The organism is Sphingopyxis sp. (assembly GCF_035565275.1).
Taxonomy (GTDB): domain Bacteria; phylum Pseudomonadota; class Alphaproteobacteria; order Sphingomonadales; family Sphingomonadaceae; genus Sphingopyxis.
Map to the genome: position 1 here is coordinate 1 of NZ_DATMST010000281.1, position 2,505 is coordinate 2,505.

At 65.5% G+C, this 2,505-nt stretch carries 4 protein-coding genes; 1 reads left to right on the forward strand and 3 read right to left on the reverse strand.

Annotated features, from left to right (window positions below; translation table 11 throughout):
• The 3 genes from VN047_RS18660 to VN047_RS18670 form a co-directional block, all read right to left on the reverse strand.
• Positions 1-413: biotin/lipoyl-binding protein (locus VN047_RS18660; protein ID WP_325545324.1), on the reverse strand; the 413-nt coding region annotated here is incomplete at its 3' end.
• A 388-nt stretch (positions 414-801) separates the two neighbouring features.
• Positions 802-1,422, reverse strand: coding sequence for a TetR/AcrR family transcriptional regulator (locus VN047_RS18665; RefSeq protein ID WP_325545326.1), 621 nt, complete (start codon positions 1,420-1,422; stop codon positions 802-804).
• A 49-nt stretch (positions 1,423-1,471) separates the two neighbouring features.
• Entirely contained in the window at positions 1,472-1,852 is a 381-nt protein-coding gene (locus tag VN047_RS18670; protein WP_325545328.1) for an OsmC family protein, read from the reverse strand.
• Between the two features lie 424 nt (positions 1,853-2,276).
• On the opposite strand from VN047_RS18670, the gene VN047_RS18675 reads away from it, so the two are divergent.
• Positions 2,277-2,505, forward strand: a 229-nt coding sequence (locus VN047_RS18675) for a LysR family transcriptional regulator (protein ID WP_325545330.1), incomplete at its 3' end; no start/stop codon positions are given.

A 2,505-nucleotide genomic window follows, 5' to 3' on the forward strand; every position in this document is an offset into this window, starting at 1 on the left:
GCGGCCGAGGCGCGCGCTTCGGCGAGCGCGGCGCGATAGGGACGCGGGTCGATGGTGAAGAGCGGCTGGCCCTGGCGCACGATCTGGCCGTCGGTAAAGTGGATCGCGGTAATCGCGCCCGAAACGCGCGGGCGCACCTCGACCGCCTTCGACGCCTCGAACCGGCCGATATATTCGTCCCACAGCGTCACGTCGCGCGCGATCGGCGTCGCAACTGTCAGCACGGGCGCGGGGGCGGCGGCAGCCTGCGGCGCGCCGTCACGGAGCAACCACCAGGCACCGACAACCAGCACGATGAACGCGCCGATCCAGGCGGCACGGCGCCCGCGCGCGGGGTGAAGGAGGGTCTTGAGTTCGCGGCGGACCTTCGCATCAGCGGGGTCGAGCTTTTCGATCGGAGTGTGGACGGTCATGAAAATGCCCTCTTCTTTTCGTTCGTTCGTCGGTTGCGCGCGGGGCGCAGGGGGTCGCGATGCGGAAGGCGGGCCTCCCGAACGGCTTTGAAACAGTCGTTGATGCCAGACGGCCCTCTTCGAAGAGGATGGCCGCCCCGTCCCGTCACCCGCATCGAAAATGCGCGCGCGGGGTCCCTGTTATATCTTGCGGGCGAACGTCAGCGGACGCCCGACCGGAGCAGAGCCCGCTCCCGGGAAAATGAAACAATGCTGGTGGATCCGACCGCCGCATGATCTCACGCGGCGGTCGCTCCGGGGGAGAGCCCTATCTTTGTATACTGAGTGGTATATAAGTCATGTTGCGCTGCGTCAAGCGCATTCTGTACCGGGCAGTAAAATTTTTCTACTAGCGCCCCGGCCACAGCTTCAGGCTGGTTTCGACGAGGCGTTCGAGCTCGGCGCGCGTTGCGCCGGCACCCGCCTGCACCGACATGCCCTGATTCACCGCAGTCAGGAAAGCGGCAAGGCCTTCTGCATCGGTGTCGGGCGGGAAGTCGCCCTCTTCCTTGGCACGCGCGAAGCGTTCGAGCATCGCGCGCTTCGCCGCCGCGCCGCGTTCGAGCACGGCCTGACGAATACATTCGGCCTCGGCACCGCACGCAACCGATGTGATGACGCCGAGACATCCGTCCGGATTCTCGGGGCAAGTGTACATGTCGAGCGCACCGTACATCAGTCGCTCGGCGACGCCGCGCGCGGTCGGCGCATCGAGCGCCGCGTGCATATAATCGGCCTTCTCGCGCTCATAAAGGTCAAGCGCCTTGTTGAAGAGCGCTTCCTTGTTGCCGAAGGCGGCGTAAAGGCTGGGTTTGGTAATCCCCATCGCCTCGGTCAGATCGGCCATCGACGCGCCTTCATAGCCTTTCGACCAGAAGACGCGCAGCGCCGACGCCAGCGCCGCATCGACGCAGAATTCGCGCGGGCGGCCCTTGTGCGGGGCGGAGGCAGGGAGGGTTTCGATTTCCATAACGGCTGGTATATAAGTGATGTGAGACAATATGTCCAGTAGCCGCCGGTCAGGCGAGCCGCGTGTCGATCGGCAACCCGCCCTTCAGCGTCAGCGTCACCGGGGTTCGCTCGGCGATATCGGCCAGCCGCGCCATCTGCTCGTCATCGAGGCCCGCGATCGTCAGCACGCGATCGATCCGAAGCCTGTCCCTGTTCAGCAGCCGCAGCCCGACCTCGACCGATTCGAGCGGCCATTGCTTGCGATCGGCATACATGCGCAGCGTGATCGCGGTGCAGGCGCCCAGCCCGGCGAGCAGCAGGTCGTACGGTGCGGGTCCCAGATTCCCGCCGCCGAGCCCCGCCCCCTCGTCAGCGATCAGGTCGTGGCCGCTGACCGTGATTTCAGTGCGATAACGATCATTGCCGATGCGGGCGATGCCATGGGCCATAAGCTCTTCCTCTATCCAGTATCCAGGCGATTCCGACAGACGCATCTTTCCGCTCCGGCGGGCAAACGGCAAGCCCGGCTTTCGCGCGCCCGGCGCATGAACGCAAACGGCTTGAACCCGTCGCCGGAAATCCTACATTGTCCCTATCGTCAACAAGCGAAAGGAGGTGGTCGAATGTCTCATTGTCACACGCCGCATGCGGCAGATACGGGCACGACCTTCCTCGCGGGGGTAAAGCTCGGTTAAGCTGTCCGCGACAGGCACGACAATGGAAGGGCTGCTCCGGAAGGGGCAGCCCTTTGTTGTTGGGCCCGCCCGATCCGCGGTCCCCACGCCTGAAAGCCGCTATCGCTGTTCCCTTCGGCGCCGCGGACCTTTATGGGCCGGAACCCGTCCATATGCCGACCTTGTCCGGGAGATTGCTTTGCGGCACCTTGCCCGCTTCGACCTCAACCTGCTCAGGATATTCGACGCGATCTTCGCCAGGGGCGGTGTATCCGCGGCCGCCCGGCACCTCAACCTGTCGCAGCCCGCGATCAGCCACGCACTCGCCCGGTTGCGCGATACCTTCGACGACGCGCTCTTCGTGCGGCAGGGCAACCGGCTGGTGCCGACCCCGGCCGCCCGCGCGATCGCCGGGCCGGTGCGCGAGG